This is a genomic window from Halothermothrix orenii H 168 (assembly GCF_000020485.1).
GTDB lineage: Bacteria > Bacillota > Halanaerobiia > Halanaerobiales > Halothermotrichaceae > Halothermothrix > Halothermothrix orenii.
This window is the reverse complement of sequence record NC_011899.1, coordinates 1955318-1971340: the sequence shown is the minus strand read 5'-3', so window position 1 is coordinate 1971340 and position 16023 is coordinate 1955318. Positions and strand designations below refer to the sequence as shown.

Here is a 16023-nt window from a genome sequence, read left to right as displayed (position 1 = left end):
ATAATATTATTTATTTCTTAATTATAAAAAGTATTGAGAAAGGAGGAAAATTATATGGATAGGGAACCTGTTCAGGCTGAATCCCGCAGGCACAGGCATGATTATCGCCGGGGGAACAGCTGTACCAATAACTTCCGCCAGGAATTATTAGTTGATTTTGAAGTTACTTTTAATGTCGATATAGATGATGTAAATATTACTGATGTTCAGTGCCCTGGAAGATAGAAATAACTAGAAGGGGTGTGCTTTTTCACACCCTTTCTATATATTTTTTTAAAATATGATTAATAAAAGGAGGTTGCATAATGCTTTTCTATATTTTCCTGGGGATATTATTAGGCCAGATGATGGGGAGTAAAGGAACTTACAACAGAAGTTCACAGAACCGAAAAGGTAGTTCAAAAAGGGTTACCAAAACCTTTACCAAAAAATTTATACTCTCCAAAGATTCCCCTGAAGCAATAACCCCTGATAATATTTCAATAAATGTTAAACCCACCGGACAAAAAGAAGGGGCCCGTGAACCCAATAAATTAATACTATCTATCCTGTGGGCTCATTTCAAGGCCTATAAAGAAGGTTTATTAAGATATAAAAGGCGTTCTCCATGGGAAATAATAGAGGATTCAAGACTTGATAAGAGCACAATAAATAACAATCTACATAAAGAATGGGTTAGCTTTTTAAATGAAGTTATTGATAGAGATCTGGTAAAATGGATCAATAACCCGGATGAAGTTAAAACGAGAACAATGGAAGCAATGAAAAAAATAAACACAAAATCGGCCTGATTAAAAAATTTGACTTTAACTGACTATTTTGTTATACTATAATAGGAGAATTTTTTGCTTTCTATAATTTCTCATTTTGCTTTCTTATAATGCCATATAGAATCCCCGGACCGGCCTCCGGCTGGTCTTGAGGGATTTTTTATTGCCCTTTAAATTTAAATAGCTTTTTATAGTAGTCTTTTAAAGAAATACAAAAGATTTTAAAACTAAATAAGGAGGGAAATAGAGTATGATTAGACTGGAAGGTATAAGTAAAGTTTATCCCAATATGGACAGACCTGCTGTTAAGGAATTGAATTTACATATTGAGGAAGGGGAAATATGTATTCTGGTTGGTCCCTCAGGATGTGGTAAAACTACTACTCTAAAAATTATTAATCGTCTTATTGAACCTTCTTCAGGAAAAATATATATAAACGGGAAAGACGCCATGAAAGAAGACCCCAATGAATTAAGGCAAAATATTGGTTATGTCATCCAGCAGATTGGCCTCTTTCCTCACATGACAGTTTATGAAAATATTGCTACTGTACCAAGACTCCGGGACTGGGATGAAGGCCGGATCCGGAAAAGAGTTGATGAGCTTTTAGAGATGGTGGAACTCGATCCGGAAGAAAACCGTTATAAATATCCCATGGAGTTATCCGGTGGACAACGGCAGAGGGTCGGGGTAGCCCGGGCTATGGCGATAGACCCACCTATTATGTTAATGGACGAGCCCTTTGGAGCAGTTGATCCCATAACCCGGACCCAGCTTCAGAACGAGTTTTTAAAACTGCAGCGCAAGATAAAAAAGACCATAGTTTTTGTTACTCATGATATAGATGAGGCCATTAAAATGGGAGATAAAATAGCTATTATGAATCAGGGTGAACTTGTTCAGTTTGACACCCCGGCCAACATTTTATTCAACCCCGGGAATGAATTTGTCGAAGACTTTGTTGGTTCTGACAGGGGCCTTAAGGTCCTTAATTTAATACATGTTGACAAAATAATGAATACCGGTGTTCCTACCGTAGAGAGTGTTTCCCGGGCTGAGGATGTTTTAAAGGAGATTAATAACCTGGATCAGGATTATATCATGGTCACCGGTGAAGATGAACACCTGGCCGGTTATATAAGCAGCAATAGATTGAAAAAACATCAGGATTCCGACTGGTATAAATTTTTGAAACCGACCCCGGTTGTCGAAATAGAGGCAACTTTAAAGGATGCCCTGGCTAAAATGATCGAAAATGATGTGGCTGTAGTCCCGGTTGTAAATGATGAGCGGGAACTGGTCGGAACTGTTACTTTAAAAGATATTAGGTCTTATGTCAGCAATTCCTATCAGGAAAATGATTTAGTGTCAGTTAATATATAAATGGGAAGGTGGTAATATGAGTATTATTGTATACTTTATTGACCATATAGATAAAATCTATAGGTTTACTGTATCCCACCTGGCCCTTATCAGTATTGCTATGTTTTTTTCCTTATTACTCTGGGTGTCGGTAGGGGTTATTATCAGAAATAAAAAAAATCTGGCCCGTGGTATTCTCGGTGTCGGTAGTTTGATTATGGCTGTCCCCAGTATTTCTCTCTATGGGATTTTAATGACTATTCCAGGGTTTGGCTTAAGCCGGAGGAGTGCCGTTTGTGCCCTTGTTCTGTATTCAATGATTCCCATTGTTCGTAATGTATATACTGCTCTCAATGAGGTAGATGATTCTATTTTGGAAGCGGCCCGGGGGATGGGAATGCCCCCTTTACAGGTTCTTTTTAAGATTGAACTTCCCCTGGCTTTACCGGTTATTATAGCTGGTGTCCAGACATCTGCAGTGGTTACAGTGGGAACAGCAATTATTTCAGATTTAATAGGGGGTGGGGGTCTGGGCCGGATGGTTTTTACCGGACTGGCCATGTTTAATCCTGTAAAGATACTAATAGGCTCACTTCTAGCTGCTATAATTGCCATTATTTTAGATAGATTTTTTGATGTGTTGGAGAAAAAGATGTCAACTCCCCGGCTATATAGTAAGTAGATATTAACCCGGTGCAGGAGTAGCATAAAAGAGAGAATCACAATAATCAAGGAGGGATTAGAGAAAATGGTAAAAAGAAGGTTTATTTTAGTTTTAGCTGTGTTGTTACTGGGAATAGTTCTTCTGGCTGGATGTGGTGATAAGCAGGAAGAAGGACAGGCTGTTATTAAAATGGGGACCAATGTTGAATTTTTAAATAGAGATGATGGTATTCCTGGACTGGAAAAAGCCTATGGATTTAAATTTGACCGGGATGCCTTAACAACCATGAAAACAGGGTTAACATATGATGCTTTAAGGAATAACAAACTAGATGTAGCCATGGGTTTTGCCACAGATGGGCGGATTGCTGCTTTTGACCTTGTCTCACTGGAAGATGATAAAAACTATTTTCCGGTCTATAATCCAGCTCCGACAATCAGAAAGGAAATTCTGGATGAATACCCTGAACTGGCTGATGTAATTAATAAACTTCCACCTGTTCTGGACCAAAAAACCCTGACTAACTTAAACAAAGAAGTAGATGTTGACGGTAAAGACCCCGAAGAGGTTGCACAAAAATTCCTTAAAGAGAAGGGACTTCTTCCCGATGAACCAGAGCTCAAACAGGGGCCTGCCATAACAGTAGCTTCCAAGATATTTACCGAGCAGCTTATTTTAGGTCACATGTTAATTGATCTCCTAAAAGCCCATGGTTATCCTGTTGAGGATAGGACAAGCCTGGGAGGCACTCCGGCCCTCCGTAAGGCTCTGGAATCAGGTCAGATTGATGCCTGCTGGGAATATACCGGGACTGTTTTAATGACCGTAATGAAAGAAGACGAGATTACCCAGTCCGACGAAGCATACCAGAAGGTTAAGAAATGGGATGCTGAGGCTAATAACATTATCTGGTTAGATTACGCCCCTGCCAATAATACCTATACTTTGCTGATGACCAGGAAAAAGGCTGAAAAGCTTGGTATAAAAACAATTTCTGATCTGGCAAGTTATATAAATGGGGAAGAGAATAAGTAAATATAATAATTAAAAAGCCCTATCCCGGTTATTCTTAAACCGGAAGATAGGGCTTTAATAATATAATAATATTACATGAGTTTCATTGTTTATAAGAGTGTATTTACTTTATAAGTCAGATTTATACATTGGTTTTTAAAGTTATCTCTCTTCTGGCCAGGTTAAAGGCCAGGAGAATAACAATCAGAACTGTACCCCAGCCGAAGAGAATTATCTCCAGCGAAGTGTAGTTTCCGTAAAGACTGGTTAAATCCTTTATCAGTTCTAAAAATAGAGCAAAAATCAGAGCCAGAGGGCTTAAATATTTAACCATAATCGACCAGGTTGGGCCCACCTCTGTGTTTGAGGAAGGATTCACAGCCTTTTTAATTTTATCTACTCCGAAGAAGTAGCTTATTACTACAAGTTCAACAAAACCGACGAGTAACAAACCATACCGGTTTATGAAATGATCAACAATATCCAGTAATACCAGGCCACCACCGGTTACGAATGGAATACCGAGGATTAAACTTATAATACAGATATAGGTGACGGCTTTTTTACGGGAAATTTCAAATTTATCGATTAAGGCTGCTACCATAGCCTCTACCAGTGATATGCTGGAACTTAGCCCGGCAATAACCAGGGACAGGAAGAATAAGACTCCGAAAATCCTGGAAGCGGCCGGGAGCAGGTTTATGGCCTTGGGGAAGGCAATAAAAGCCAGTCCAATTCCATCAGTAGCTACTTCAGATACAGGGACTCCCTGTTTCATGGCCATATATCCCAGAACACCGAAGACACCAAAACCGGTAATAATACTGAAGGCACTGTTAGCCAGTGCGGTAATTATTCCGTTACTGACAACGTCAGAATCCTTAGGCAGGTAACTGGCATAAGCAATCATAATACCAAAACCAAGGCTTAAAGTAAAAAAGATCTGCCCAAAGGCACTGACCCAGATCCTCCAGTCGGTGATTTTACTGAAATCAGGAGTAACAAAGGCTTTAATACCTTCAATAGACCCCGGCAGGGTGATTCCCCTGATTGTAATTAATATAACCAGGAAGAACAATAAAGGCATAAAAATTTTACTGGCCTTTTCGATACCCTTCTGGACACCCCTTGATATGATAAAATAATTGGCCAGCCAGACAATTATGAGACATGCCAGCGCAAAAAACCTGATACCACCAAGTTCCCAGACACTTCCGGTTGCGCCCAGAAATTCACCTGTAAAGTGGGAAGCAGGGTTTGAACCCCAGTTAAGATTAAAGGCCTTAAAGACATAGGCCAGGCTCCACCCGATAATTACAGTATAATAAACGGTGATTACAAAACCAACCCCGACTGACCACCAGCCAATCCATTCATATTTTTTTCCGATCTTTTTGAAAGATAGGGGGGCTGATGACCTGGTCCTGAACCCGAGTCCAAGCTCCAGAATTAACAGTGGGATACCGGCTGTAAATAGGGCTACTAGATAAGGTAGTAAAAATGCCCCACCACCATTTTCATAAGCCTGATAGGAAAAACGCCAGATATTACCCAATCCTACAGCAGAACCTATAGCAGCAAATATAAATCCAAGACGACTTCCCCATTGTTCTTTCTTCTCCATCTTCTTCCTCCTTATTTGGTAAATTGTTAAATTAAATAATGTAACCGTTAATGGTTTCTTCTCCCTATTCCCACTGCCTGCAAATCTTCTCCTTCTTATTATTTATCAATAACTTAAATGTATCAACCTGCTCTTCTCCTATCTACCTCCTTCAGGGTAAAAATTATAGTTTTATATTATTCTATCAAAATAATGTCAGTAATGCAAATAAATTGTCGAATATTCGGTAAATTAGTAAAATAATAAAAATAAATACATTTTGGAAATATTTATTTTGTAATTTGCAGAATTTTAACCTGTCATAATCAGGATAATATCAAATCAGAGTCATGGACTGTCTAAAATCAGTCCAGAAAAAATAATGGTGTAATAATTTACTTTATATAAAGAAAGTTATGTTATAATTAACTAAAACCGGGGTTTTATTATTTTATAAATTAATATTGTGAAATTCATTAAAATAAAAATTAGTGGAGATTTGATATTATGATAATGAATAACTATCAGAACCAGGATAAGCTGGAGATTATAATTCTTGCCGAGAATAAAGTATATAAAAAAGGCCTTATAGCAGAACACGGTCTATCATTTTATATTAAAACAGGGGATAAGGGATATTTATTTGATACTGGACAGGGTTTTTCTATAATACACAACGCAAATGAAATAGGGATAGATTTAAGGGAAATTAAGGCAGTATTTCTGAGCCATGGTCATTATGACCATACAGGGGGATTGAAAAAACTACTGGAGATAAATAAGGAGGTAACGGTTTATGCCCACCCCGGAGTTTTTGATGCCAAATATTCTGGTACAGAATATCGTGGGGGTGGAATTTCCAGGGAAGATATACCTTCCTTTGAGCCAGTCCGGGGGGTTACCAGGACTGCCGGGAATTTCTGGCTGGTTGGAGATATACCCGGTTATAATAACTATGAAAAGAGCAGCAGGCGCTATAAGGTTAAAAAAGATAATGAATTTACCAGAGATAATTTTGAGGATGAGCAGGTCCTGGTTATAGAGACCCCTCAGGGTCTAATTGTTTTATCGGGATGTGCCCACCGGGGTATTGTTAATACCCTGGAATATGTATCAGAAAAGTTTAAAGGGAATAAAATTTATGCAATCCTGGGGGGAATGCATTTAATCAATGCCGAAAATTCAAGAATTAAAAAAACGGTCGATTATTTAGATGGTATTGATTTTAAACTTCTTGTTCCTCTTCATTGTACCGGTGTGGAAGCTGTAAATTATATGGTAAAAAGGTTTAAAGAAAGGGTGAGCCGGGGAGAGGTAGGATCCCGTTTTGTTTTTCCATATTAAGAAATTATTACCGGGTTGTTATTGACATATGCTTAAAACAGTGCTATAATTTAGGATAGCTTAAAAAGGGATAAATACTATAATAGTTGTCCCGATAAATAAAGAATCTATGATACTTAAGAACCATAATTACCAAAACAAAAGGAGGATGTATTAATGAAAATTGCATTAACCTGTGGTGAAAAAAATGGCCTGAATAGTAAAGTGACTACCCGGTTCGGGAGGTCTTCTTTTTTTGCATATGTAAATGGTACAGATTCTAAAGAGGTTGATATTATGGAAAATCCTGCCCATAATTCTCCCAGCGGGGCTGGAGTTCTTGCTGCCCAGACTTTAATAGATGAAGGGGTAGGTGTTTTAATCACTGGCCAGGTAGGGCCCAAAGCCTTTAGTGCCCTCAAGGCAGGTGGTGTTAAGATTTACTCATATAAAGGTGGTACTATAAAAAAAGCCCTTGAGGAATATGAGAATGGTAATCTTGAAGAAATAACAGGTCCAGTTAAATAAAGTAAGAAATCGGGTGATAAATAATGAAAATTTCTATTTTAAGCGGCAAAGGTGGAACAGGGAAGACGACTGTAGCTGTTAATATGGCTCTGGCTTTAACCAATGTCCAGTTGATAGATGCTGATGTCGAAGAACCTAATGACCATTTATTTTTAGATATAACAGATGATGGGCCTTATGAGAGTGTAACCAGGGATATCCCGGTTGTAGATAATGAAAAATGCACCGGATGTCGCAAATGTGTTGATTTTTGTCAGTATAATGCCCTGGCTTTAATGGCCGACACCCTTCTTGTTTTTCCTGAGATTTGTCATAGCTGTGGGGGCTGTAAGTTAATATGTCCTGCCGGGGCTATCAAAGAAGAGAAACGGGAAGTCGGTAAGCTCAGGGAGTTTAAAATAAACGATAACCTTTATTTTTTCCAGGGTGAGTTAAATACTGGTGAAGAGCAGGCTGTCCCTGTTATTGAAAAACTTAAAAGTAAAATAAATAATAAGAAAACAGTAATTATTGATGCTCCTCCGGGTAGTAGCTGCCCGGCGGTTGAAGCTATAGAAGGTACTGACTTCTGTCTATTGGTTACTGAACCGACTCCCTTTGGATTACACGATCTGAAGATGGTTGTTGACCTCGTAAAAAAACTTGGCATACCCTCCGGTGTGATAATAAACCGTGCTGAAGAAGATAGTAACCATATAATAACCAGTTACTGCAGGGAAGAGGGCATCCCGGTTTTAATGAAAATACCTTTCAGCAAAAAAATTGCTAAATGGTATTCAAACGGGATACCCTTTATTATGGAAGAACCTCAATGGAGCAAAAAATTTCAGAAATTGTATAGGGAAATAGAGGGGGTTATTCAAAATGAAAAGAGTTACAGTTATTAGTGGAAAGGGAGGTACCGGTAAAACAACCCTCTCTGCCAGTCTTGCTGTTTTATCTGAAAATGCAATTATTGCTGACTGTGATGTGGATGCCCCGAATCTGCATTTGCTTCTCAAACCTGAGGTTGTTGAAAAAAGAACCTTTAAAGGGGGAAAACTGGCGGTAAAAAATCCGGATTTATGTATAGATTGTGGGTACTGCAGGCAGGTCTGTAATTTTAATGCTATTACCCCCGGATTTGAAATAAACCCCATTAAATGTGAAGGGTGTGGGACATGTGTTGCCATGTGTCCACAAGATGCCCTTGAGCTGAAAGAAGTTGAAACAGGGAATGTTTATATCTCTAAAACAGAGTTTTTGCCGATGGTCCATGCCAGATTGAATATTGGGGCTGAGAATTCGGGTAAACTGGTCAGTGAGGTAAAAAAACTTGCCGACAATATTGCCGGGAGAGAAGGTAAGGACCTGATTCTGGTAGATGGTCCTCCGGGGATAGGCTGCCCTGTTATTGCCTCTCTCAATGAAGTTGATCTGGCTCTGGTGGTTACCGAGCCCACTAAATCAGGTTTTTCTGATTTGAAGAGGCTGCTTAAAGTAATAAATCATTTCGGCATTACCCCATTAGTTGTAATTAATAAGTATGATTTAAATAAGAATATAAGTAAGGAAATAACCGGGTTTTGCCAGGATAGAGGGATTGAAATAGCCGGTAAAATACCATTCTGCCAGGGAATTGTCAGTGCTTTACGCCTTGGAAAAATTGCTGTAAATTATAACGAAGCCGACAGGGCCAGAATAGCCATTGAAGATATCTGGAATAATGTTAAAAAATATTTAAAGGAGTGAGTATTAATGAAAATTGCTGTTCCCAGTGAAGGTAATAAAATTTCCCCCCATTTTGGAAGATGTTCTCAGTTTACTATTATCGATGTTAATGATGGTGGTATAATTAATAAAGAGGTAATTCCTAATCCGGGACATACCCCGGGTTTTTTACCGAAATTTCTTAATGAACAGGGTGTTGATGTTGTTTTAGTTTCCGGCATGGGGCGCCGGGCTAAAGATCTTTTTGATCAGATGGGAATTAAAGTTATCAGTGGGGCCAGTGGCTCTGTAGGTGAATGTATAGAGTCTTATCTGGCTGGAAAACTTGACAGTACTGATGATTTCTGTGAACATGATCATAACCATTGACCACCGGCATAAAAATTAAGGTTCAAGTTATAACCTGGTTAAATTTTAAATACTGGAGGAAGAGTTGGGGGGATTTGCCGTGAAGAAAATATATATACTGGTATTTCTGGTTATTATATTCTTCCCTGTACTGTTTATAGGTTTAAAAGGGGACGAGCGATCTGGTGTAGTGAGTGATAAACTGAAAGTAATAACCAGTGTTAATATCCTGGAAGATTTTGTTAAAGAGATCGGGGGGGAAAAAGTCGAGGTTGAGAGTTTAATAACCGGACTTGAAACTCCCCATACCTTTAGTATGTCTCCGGGGGATAGAAAAAAACTTATGGAAGCAGATATGATAGTAACCATCGGCATGGGGCTGGAAGTATGGATTGATGACATTTTAAAGGAAATAGCCTCTGAAAAGATTATAGTTACAACTTCCAGGGTGCCGGGAATAAAGGTTATTGGTGGTAGTGTAGATGATGAACATGGCCATGATAATCATAATCATGGAAACCCCCATATCTGGTTAAATCCGGACAATGCCAGGTTAATGATAACTGCTATTAAGGATAGTTTGATTAAAGCTGATCCTGTAAATAAGGAATATTATACAAAGAATTATAAATATTACTTATCTGAACTTAATACTGAAATATTAGAGCTGAAAAACAGGGTAGCCAGACTTGATGACCGCCGTGTTTTTTCATATGCAGCAGCCTTCCCCTACCTGCTGGATTATTTTGGATTTGAAACACCTCTCCCTTCCCGGGTGGTACCGGGGCAGGATATTTCAGCCCGGGAAATAACGTCTTTAATAAAACAGCTAAAAAAAGAAGATATTGAAGTAATTATTGAAGCCAGACAATCGGGGAGTAAGATAGCTGAAACTTTAGCCCGGGAAACCGGAGGAAAAGTTGTGTACCTGACTCCATTACTGATACCTGAAATAATTCCAGAAACCGGTAGTTATAAAGGACTTATCAGGTACAATATAGAAACTATTATTAATGTCTTAAAATAATATGACCGGTTAAGGATGTGATGTTAACATGGAAGGGGCAATTAAATTTGAAGGGGTATCGGCAGGTTATCAGGATAGAATAGTATTAAATAATATATCATTTACTGTTAATCAGGGTGAATTTGTTGGAGTGGCCGGACCTAATGGTTCGGGGAAAAGTACCCTTATTAAACTGATTCTGGGACTTGTTAAACCACTGTCGGGTAAGATTGTGATAAAGGGTTATAATACCTCCAGCAGCATTAAAAAAATCAGGGAAAAAATGGGGTATTTACCCCAGAAAAGTAATACTGACCCCAGGTTTCCGGTTCTGGTTAAGGAAGTTGTCGCTATGGGAATGTACAGTACAATTGGTATGTTGCGGCACCCGGGGCCAGAACATTTTCAGAGGGTCAGTGAAGCATTGAGGCAGGTTGGAATGGGAGGTTTTGAGGAACATCCTTTTGGGCACCTGTCGGGGGGACAGCAACAGAGGGTTTTAATAGCCAGAGCCCTGGTAAATAACCCCGACATCTTATTACTGGATGAACCGACAACCGGCCTTGACCATTTTTCCCAGACACGGCTTATAAATCTTATTAATGATATCAGGCTGAAAAAGAATATTACAGTTATAATGGTAACTCACCACCTTAACCAGATTTATGATCTGGCCGGCCGGATTATCTATATCGATGAGCAGAAATTAACCATAGATAACCCCGAATCCATCATTGGTCAGTATCTGGGGGGAAATCAATATGCTTGAGATTTTTAGTTATAGCTTTATGTTAAGGAGTATGGTGGCTTCATTATTTATTGGAGTTAGTTGTTCAATTATTGGGGTATTTGTTATTCTAAAGGGTTTATCCTTTATTAGTGCCGGTATTTCCCATGCAGCTTTTGCGGGGGTGGCCCTGGCTTTTTTGCTGGGTGCCAACCCGTTACTTTTAGGGATTGTTTTCAGTTTGTTAATGGTATGGCTGGTCGGGTATACTAATGAACAGGCTGAAATAAATATGGATGCAGCTATTGGTATTCTTTTTTCATTAACAATGGGTTTAGCTGTTCTGTTTATCGGATTAATGGATGAATATAATGCCGAGCTTTTCGGCTACTTATTTGGAAATATTATTTCAATAAGTACAACTGAACTGTATATAGTCGGAGCCATGTCCCTTGTAGTAATCGTTTTAATTTATGCTTTTTTAAAAGAATTTCACTTTATTACCTTTGATTATAAGATGGCAAAGGCCAGTGGGCTTCCTGCCAAAAAACTATTATATTTACTGTTAACCCTGACGGCAATTACCATTGTAATTTCTTTAAAAGCGGTCGGGAATCTTCTGGTCATAGCTTTCCTTACCATCCCCGCAGCCGGAGCCTATCAGTTAACACATTCACTGGTTAAAATGATTATTTATTCGGCAACATTCGGGGTTATCGGATCCCTGGCAGGACTATTTCTTTCATATTATTACAATATACCATCTGGACCGGGCATTGTCCTGACACTGGGAATTTTGTTTGTTCTGGCGGTAATGTTTTCCCCAAAAAGGCGGTGCACTTACTGCAGTGTACCAGATAATAAATAGACTAACCAGGAGGGATAGGAATGTATCAGGTAAAAGATAATAAACTTGTATTAAACCATGGTTCTATTGAAAAAGGGTTGATAGCTGTTGCCAGTGGTAAGGGTGGGGTAGGAAAATCCACTGTAACTTCTAACCTGGCTTTGAGTTTAAAGGAGAAAGGTAACAGGGTCGGGATTGTTGATGCCGATATCCATGGTTTCAGTATTCCCCGGATTCTGGGCCTTAAAGAAGAACCCCGGGCCCTTAATGATAAGGAAATAATTCCCCCTGAAGTAAAGGGAATTAAAGTGATGTCCATGGGTTCTTTTGTTGGTGAAAATGAGGCTGTTATCTGGAGGGCTCCTCTTCTGGCAGGGGCTTTACAGCAGTTTATGGAAGATGTTCACTGGGGTGAACTTGATTATCTGTTGCTGGATCTCCCACCGGGAACCGGTGATATGGCCCTTAATATAATGCAAAAATTACCCCATTCAGAGCTGCTTATTGTGACTACTCCTCAGGTTGTGGCTACCAAAGTGGCGGGTCGTATAGCCAGGGTTGCTGAAAAATTAAATATTAATATAGCCGGTGTTGTTGAAAATATGTCTTATTATAAATGCCCGGATTGTGGTCATAAAGAATATATATTTGGGGAAGGAGGAGGGAAAGAACTTGCCTCCTTTTTGAAGACAGATTTACTGGGTCAGATTCCTCTGGAACCTGAAATCAGAAAACTCGGTGATGAGGGTCAGCCCCTTATCTTAAACAACCCCGGATCAGAAGTAACCAGAGTGTATAACAGTATTGCAGATAAAATTGAAAATAACAGGGGTGAATTTGACCCTGATGTAAAACCCCTTTTCCTTCAGGGCTCTCCCGGTGGCAAGAAAAAAGTTTAAACAGGGTTATTGACATTTGTTCAAAACTCGTATATAATATAATTGTAATGAACAAATGCTCAATACTATAAAAGGAGTGACATAATATGCCGCGTGGAGATAGAACCGGTCCTGTGGGACATGGACCAATGACAGGTAGAGGTTTAGGTTATTGTGCAGGTTATAATTCACCTGGTTTTGTTAAGTCTGGATATGGCAGAAGAGCTGGAGGCTGGGGCTACGGCAGAGGATTTGGCCGGGGTCTTGGTAGAGGCTATGGTCGGGGTTATGGATTTGGCCCCGGTTATGGTAGGTATGTTCCTGTCCAGGCTCAATATGATTCCAGGGATGAATTAAGGTTTCTTGAAGATCAGGCTCAATTACTCAAGGAAGAACTCGATTCCGTCAAAGAGCGGATAAATGAGTTAAAGGGTCATGATACCAAAAACGATGAAGAATAATCATTAAAATTATTTAATCATGCAAGTATAGCCTGCCTTAACGAAACTTAAGGCAGGCTATTTTTGTTATAACTCTATACTAAAGAAATGATATGTTATATAATTTTATTAAACCTGCTTTTTCTAATAACTACTTCTTCATTAAACCTGTTCCTAATGGTTATACATAACTGATGTGTTAGTATAATATTTTTCCCTGAGAGCAGGGAAGAGTTGAGAAAAAACATAACTGGTCTGACTGGACTATGTCAGTGATGTTGAAGTCTTAAAGGTTTCTTAACTTATATGGTATTTACAATTATTATAATATTTCAAGGAGGGAATTTGAAAATGAATCAGAATAATGTAAAATTTATTACAAGGACTGCCATTTTACTGGCGATTGCTCTGGTATTTCAGATGGGTGGTTTCCCCCAGATGATTACCGGGCCTGTTGTTAATACTGTTCTTTATGTAGCCGCCATGCTGGTGGGTATATCAGGAGGGGTTATTATCGGGATTTTTACTCCTGTAATTGCTTTTATAAGAGGTATTTTACCGGGAGTATTAGCCCCGATGATTCCTTTTATTGCAGCCGGTAATGCTGTACTGGTTATTATCTTTGCTCTTCTTAAGAAAAAGAATAAAATACTGGCAGTAGTAGCAGCTTCAGCTGTTAAATTTTTGCTACTGGCCGGGGCTGTTCAGTTATTGTTGAAAGTCCTATCAATTAAAATACCCGGTAAAGTAGCCCAGGCTATGAGTTTTCCCCAGTTAGTTACTGCCCTGATAGGAGGTATTATAGCTCTCCTGGTTTATAAGGGTCTTGAGGCCACAAATCTTGACCTCGGCCAGGAAAACAAATTAAATTGATAAAATTACTCAAAAAAATAATTAAAGTGTGAGAAATATCATGGTTTACCTCCTCCCCCGGCGATATAATTGGAAGTGAACAGAAATGATAATTTAGGGGGAGGAAAAAATATGAGTATGTTTTGTTTTCAGTGTCAGGAAGCAGCCCGCAATAAAGGCTGTACAGTCAGAGGTGTCTGTGGTAAGACCGGGGATGTAGCCAATTTACAGGACTTACTGGTGTATCTTTTAAAGGGTATTTCAATCTATGCTGAAAAGGCAAAGGAACTTGGAGTAGTTGATAGAGAGACCGGGGCTTTTATAACCAGAGCTCTTTTTACCACAATAACCAATGTTAACTTTGATAACAAGAGATTTGAAGAAATCATTAAGGAAGCCTTTGAGGTTAGAGACAGGATCAAAAATAAATTTTTAAAAGCCTACCGGGAAAAAAACGGAGAGGAATTTGATGAAAAACTCCCCGGGATGGCAACCTGGTACAGTAACGACGTTAGCGATTTTTATGCAAAGGGGGAGGAAGTAGGTGTATTAAGCACCGGAGATGAGGATGTCAGGGCTTTAAGGGAATTACTAACTTATGGACTTAAGGGTATAGCCGCTTATGCGGAACATGCCTATATTCTGGAAGAAGAGGACCAGGAAATATATTCCTTCCTCCAGGAAGGACTGGTGGCCACTACTGATAATACTCTTAGTGCTGATGAACTAACTGCCCTGGTCATGAAATGTGGTGAAGTGGCCGTAAAGACTATGGCCTTACTTGATCAAGCAAATACTTCAAACTACGGCCATCCAGAACCTACCCAGGTTAACCTCGGGGTAAGAAATAGGCCGGGTATTCTTGTTAGTGGTCATGATCTCAAAGACCTTGAAGAACTCCTGGAGCAGACCGAAGGAAAGGGAGTAGATGTCTATACACACGGTGAAATGCTCCCTGCCAATGCCTATCCTGCCTTTAAGAAGTATGATCACTTTGTAGGTAATTATGGTAATGCCTGGTGGCAGCAGAAAGAAGAGTTTGAGAAATTTAATGGTCCCATTTTAATGACCACCAACTGTCTGGTACCGCCAAAAGATTCTTACAGAGACCGGGTTTATACTACCAATGTAGTTGGTTTCTCCGGAGTAAAACATATCCGGGACCGTAAACCTGGAGAACAGAAGGACTTCTCACCGGTAATAGAGCATGCATTAAAATGTGATCCACCTGAAGAACTTGAAAATGGCATGATTCCGGTTGGATTTGCCCATAATGCTGTTATGAGTGTGGCTGATAAAGTAGTTGAAGCTGTTAAGCAAGGAAAGATTAAGAGGTTTGTAGTTATGGCCGGTTGTGACGGTCGCCACAGGAGTAGAGATTACTACACCAATGTAGCCCGTAATCTCCCTGAAGATGCTGTGATTTTAACCGCTGGATGTGCCAAGTACCGTTATAATAAGTTAAACCTGGGCGACATTGATGGTATTCCCCGCATCCTCGATGCCGGTCAGTGTAATGATTCCTATTCCCTGGTAGTAATTGCTCAAAAACTGGCAGAAGTCTTCGGAGTGGATGACATTAATGAATTGCCAATCTCCTACGACATTGCCTGGTATGAACAGAAAGCAGTTGCCGTGCTTCTGGCTCTGTTGTACCTGGGTGTTAAGGGAATCAGGCTTGGACCGAGTCTTCCAGCCTTCCTGTCACCGAATGTTGTTAAAGTTCTTGTTGATAAATTTGATATTAAGCCCATCGGTGAAGTGGAAGAAGATGTTAAAGCTATTATGGCTGGAGAGTAGAAGATATCTCATTAAATTGTGTTCAGGGGCAGATAGAAATCTGCCCTTTTTTGCCTGCATAATAAATTGCTGGCTTAAGTTAGTACAAATTTATTTTTTATAAAAAGGTATTAATTTCTAAAAAATACATATAATAAAGAATGATTTAAA

Annotated in this window: 18 protein-coding genes; 17 read left to right on the top strand and 1 reads right to left on the bottom strand. The window is 39.3% G+C overall.

What is annotated here, in order from left to right; genetic code table 11:
* Positions 1 to 54 precede the first annotated feature (54 nt).
* From HORE_RS12985 to HORE_RS09560, 5 genes are all read left to right on the top strand, one after another.
* On the top strand, positions 55 to 225 hold the full coding sequence (locus HORE_RS12985; RefSeq protein WP_167935779.1) for a hypothetical protein: 171 nt from the start codon (positions 55 to 57) through the stop codon (positions 223 to 225).
* 80 nt (positions 226 to 305) lie between these two features.
* A complete protein-coding gene (locus HORE_RS09575; RefSeq protein ID WP_015923564.1) occupies positions 306 to 791 on the top strand; it encodes a hypothetical protein in 486 nt (161 codons plus the stop codon).
* Between the two features lie 229 nt (positions 792 to 1020).
* Positions 1021 to 2154 carry a betaine/proline/choline family ABC transporter ATP-binding protein gene (locus HORE_RS09570; protein WP_015923563.1) on the top strand — a complete coding sequence of 378 codons (1134 nt, stop codon included), beginning with the start codon at positions 1021 to 1023 and terminating at the stop codon, positions 2152 to 2154.
* Between the two features lie 16 nt (positions 2155 to 2170).
* Positions 2171 to 2815, top strand: a complete 645-nt coding sequence (locus HORE_RS09565) for an ABC transporter permease (RefSeq protein WP_015923562.1) — start codon at positions 2171 to 2173, stop codon at positions 2813 to 2815.
* 66 nt (positions 2816 to 2881) lie between these two features.
* Positions 2882 to 3832 carry an ABC transporter substrate-binding protein gene (locus tag HORE_RS09560; RefSeq protein ID WP_015923561.1) on the top strand — a complete coding sequence of 317 codons (951 nt, stop codon included), beginning with the start codon at positions 2882 to 2884 and terminating at the stop codon, positions 3830 to 3832.
* A gap of 121 nt (positions 3833 to 3953) precedes the next feature.
* On the opposite strand, the gene HORE_RS09555 is transcribed toward HORE_RS09560, so the two are convergent.
* Positions 3954 to 5435 (bottom strand): sodium-dependent transporter, encoded by a 1482-nt coding sequence (locus HORE_RS09555; protein ID WP_015923560.1) that lies wholly within the window; start codon positions 5433 to 5435, stop codon positions 3954 to 3956.
* 492 nt (positions 5436 to 5927) lie between these two features.
* Here HORE_RS09555 and HORE_RS09550 point away from each other — a divergent pair, with 492 nt between their 5' ends.
* The 12 genes from HORE_RS09550 (at position 5928) to hcp (ending at position 15873) form a co-directional block, all read left to right on the top strand.
* Positions 5928 to 6758, top strand: coding sequence for an MBL fold metallo-hydrolase (locus tag HORE_RS09550; RefSeq protein ID WP_041606627.1), 831 nt, complete (start codon positions 5928 to 5930; stop codon positions 6756 to 6758).
* Positions 6759 to 6914: 156 nt separating this feature from the next.
* On the top strand, positions 6915 to 7265 hold the full coding sequence (locus HORE_RS09545) for a NifB/NifX family molybdenum-iron cluster-binding protein (RefSeq protein WP_015923558.1): 351 nt from the start codon (positions 6915 to 6917) through the stop codon (positions 7263 to 7265).
* Positions 7266 to 7288: 23 nt separating this feature from the next.
* Entirely contained in the window at positions 7289 to 8152 is an 864-nt protein-coding gene (locus HORE_RS09540; RefSeq protein ID WP_015923557.1) for an ATP-binding protein, read from the top strand.
* Entirely contained in the window at positions 8130 to 8996 is an 867-nt protein-coding gene (locus HORE_RS09535) for an ATP-binding protein (RefSeq protein ID WP_015923556.1), read from the top strand. The genes HORE_RS09540 and HORE_RS09535 overlap by 23 nt, the downstream gene beginning before the upstream one ends.
* A 6-nt stretch (positions 8997 to 9002) precedes the next feature.
* Positions 9003 to 9344 carry a NifB/NifX family molybdenum-iron cluster-binding protein gene (locus HORE_RS09530; protein ID WP_015923555.1) on the top strand — a complete coding sequence of 114 codons (342 nt, stop codon included), beginning with the start codon at positions 9003 to 9005 and terminating at the stop codon, positions 9342 to 9344.
* Positions 9345 to 9423: 79 nt separating this feature from the next.
* Positions 9424 to 10350: a metal ABC transporter substrate-binding protein gene (locus tag HORE_RS09525; RefSeq protein ID WP_015923554.1), complete on the top strand. Its 927-nt coding sequence runs from the start codon at positions 9424 to 9426 to the stop codon at positions 10348 to 10350.
* A gap of 28 nt (positions 10351 to 10378) precedes the next feature.
* Positions 10379 to 11098, top strand: coding sequence for a metal ABC transporter ATP-binding protein (locus HORE_RS09520; RefSeq protein WP_015923553.1), 720 nt, complete (start codon positions 10379 to 10381; stop codon positions 11096 to 11098).
* On the top strand, positions 11091 to 11924 hold the full coding sequence (locus HORE_RS09515) for a metal ABC transporter permease (protein WP_015923552.1): 834 nt from the start codon (positions 11091 to 11093) through the stop codon (positions 11922 to 11924). Before HORE_RS09520 ends, HORE_RS09515 begins: the two co-directional genes overlap by 8 nt.
* A gap of 20 nt (positions 11925 to 11944) precedes the next feature.
* Positions 11945 to 12802, top strand: coding sequence for an Mrp/NBP35 family ATP-binding protein (locus HORE_RS09510; RefSeq protein WP_015923551.1), 858 nt, complete (start codon positions 11945 to 11947; stop codon positions 12800 to 12802).
* 86 nt (positions 12803 to 12888) lie between these two features.
* Positions 12889 to 13242: a DUF5320 domain-containing protein gene (locus HORE_RS09505; protein ID WP_015923550.1), complete on the top strand. Its 354-nt coding sequence runs from the start codon at positions 12889 to 12891 to the stop codon at positions 13240 to 13242.
* Between the two features lie 330 nt (positions 13243 to 13572).
* Positions 13573 to 14094, top strand: a complete 522-nt coding sequence (locus tag HORE_RS09500; RefSeq protein ID WP_015923549.1) for an ECF transporter S component — start codon at positions 13573 to 13575, stop codon at positions 14092 to 14094.
* 117 nt (positions 14095 to 14211) lie between these two features.
* On the top strand, positions 14212 to 15873 hold the full coding sequence (gene hcp / locus HORE_RS09495) for a hydroxylamine reductase (protein WP_193334252.1): 1662 nt from the start codon (positions 14212 to 14214) through the stop codon (positions 15871 to 15873).
* The last annotated feature ends 150 nt before the right edge of the window (positions 15874 to 16023 follow it).

Excerpts from the sequence above, each read along its gene's own strand:
- HORE_RS12985 (WP_167935779.1), top strand. The coding sequence starts at position 55 with ATGGATAGGGAACCTGTTCAGGCTGAATCCCGCAGGCACAGGCATGAT.
- HORE_RS09575 (WP_015923564.1), top strand. The coding sequence starts at position 306 with ATGCTTTTCTATATTTTCCTGGGGATATTATTAGGCCAGATGATGGGG.
- HORE_RS09570 (WP_015923563.1), top strand. The coding sequence starts at position 1,021 with ATGATTAGACTGGAAGGTATAAGTAAAGTTTATCCCAATATGGACAGA.
- HORE_RS09565 (WP_015923562.1), top strand. The coding sequence starts at position 2,171 with ATGAGTATTATTGTATACTTTATTGACCATATAGATAAAATCTATAGG.
- HORE_RS09560 (WP_015923561.1), top strand. The coding sequence starts at position 2,882 with ATGGTAAAAAGAAGGTTTATTTTAGTTTTAGCTGTGTTGTTACTGGGA.
- HORE_RS09555 (WP_015923560.1), bottom strand. The coding sequence starts at position 5,435 with ATGGAGAAGAAAGAACAATGGGGAAGTCGTCTTGGATTTATATTTGCT.
- HORE_RS09550 (WP_041606627.1), top strand. The coding sequence starts at position 5,928 with ATGAATAACTATCAGAACCAGGATAAGCTGGAGATTATAATTCTTGCC.
- HORE_RS09545 (WP_015923558.1), top strand. The coding sequence starts at position 6,915 with ATGAAAATTGCATTAACCTGTGGTGAAAAAAATGGCCTGAATAGTAAA.
- HORE_RS09540 (WP_015923557.1), top strand. The coding sequence starts at position 7,289 with ATGAAAATTTCTATTTTAAGCGGCAAAGGTGGAACAGGGAAGACGACT.
- HORE_RS09535 (WP_015923556.1), top strand. The coding sequence starts at position 8,130 with ATGAAAAGAGTTACAGTTATTAGTGGAAAGGGAGGTACCGGTAAAACA.
- HORE_RS09530 (WP_015923555.1), top strand. The coding sequence starts at position 9,003 with ATGAAAATTGCTGTTCCCAGTGAAGGTAATAAAATTTCCCCCCATTTT.
- HORE_RS09520 (WP_015923553.1), top strand. The coding sequence starts at position 10,379 with ATGGAAGGGGCAATTAAATTTGAAGGGGTATCGGCAGGTTATCAGGAT.
- HORE_RS09515 (WP_015923552.1), top strand. The coding sequence starts at position 11,091 with ATGCTTGAGATTTTTAGTTATAGCTTTATGTTAAGGAGTATGGTGGCT.
- HORE_RS09510 (WP_015923551.1), top strand. The coding sequence starts at position 11,945 with ATGTATCAGGTAAAAGATAATAAACTTGTATTAAACCATGGTTCTATT.
- HORE_RS09505 (WP_015923550.1), top strand. The coding sequence starts at position 12,889 with ATGCCGCGTGGAGATAGAACCGGTCCTGTGGGACATGGACCAATGACA.
- HORE_RS09500 (WP_015923549.1), top strand. The coding sequence starts at position 13,573 with ATGAATCAGAATAATGTAAAATTTATTACAAGGACTGCCATTTTACTG.
- hcp (WP_193334252.1), top strand. The coding sequence starts at position 14,212 with ATGTTTTGTTTTCAGTGTCAGGAAGCAGCCCGCAATAAAGGCTGTACA.